Annotated in this window: 1 protein-coding gene; it reads left to right on the top strand. The window is 21.6% G+C overall.

From position 1 onward, the window contains the following. The first annotated feature begins 177 nt into the window (after nt 1-177). A complete protein-coding gene (locus BGI41_RS08240) occupies nt 178-693 on the top strand; it encodes a nitroreductase family protein (RefSeq protein WP_088540217.1) in 516 nt (171 codons plus the stop codon). Nucleotides 694-852: the final 159 nt, after the last annotated feature.

The raw sequence follows: 852 nt of genomic DNA, 5'->3' as shown, positions 1-852 counted from the left end.
ATTTTATTTTCTTTGATTTTTTTGTTTTTTTAAATTTATTAATTGTGTTTTTTGTTTTTTTCTTGTTTTTTGGATTATATCTTTTTTAATAAAATTTATTATAAAGTTTAAATTTAAATATTTAAATATATAAATTAATTAATAATAAATATAATTATTTAATTATTTGGTGATATTATGGTAGATTTTGAAACAGTAGTTAAAACAAGACGTAGTATAAGAAAATATCAAGATAAAGAAGTAGAAGATGAAAAAATAGATAAAATTTTGCATGCTGCAATGCAAGCACCAGGTAGTAGATTAGGTGCTGAACCTTGGGAATTTTTAGTTATTAAAAATAAAGATACACTTAAAAAAATTGGTGAAATAAAACCTAGAGTAAGTGATGCACCAGTTGCAATTATCCTTCTTGCAAATATGGAAAAATCATTTTATAAACAAGTATGGCAACAAGATATGAGTGCAGCTGCAGAAAATATGTTACTTGAAGCTGTAAATTTAGGTCTTGGTGCTTTATGGAATGGAGTAGCACCTATTGATGATAGAATGCAAAAAATAGCAGATATAATTGGTGTAGATAATGAAAATATTAAGCCATTTTGTATTATTACTTTAGGTTATCCTGGAGAAGGCTTTGAAAATAAGTTTATGGATAAATATGATGAAAGTAAAATTCATTATGAAACATATTAATTTAATGTTTTAAATTAATTTTTTATGATTGAATTTTTTTATTTTTTATTTTTTTACTTATTTTTTTGTGCTTTTTTCTTTTTTCTATTTTTATTTATTTTTTTGTGGTTTTTTTTTTTACTTATTTTGTTTTTTTAATCTGTTTAAGTTAAGTTATTT

It is taken from the genome of Methanobrevibacter sp. 87.7, assembly GCF_002208625.1.
Classification (GTDB): Archaea; Methanobacteriota; Methanobacteria; order Methanobacteriales; family Methanobacteriaceae; genus Methanarmilla.
The sequence above is the reverse complement of the archived record's forward strand: the minus strand, read 5'-3'. Positions and strand labels throughout refer to the sequence as shown.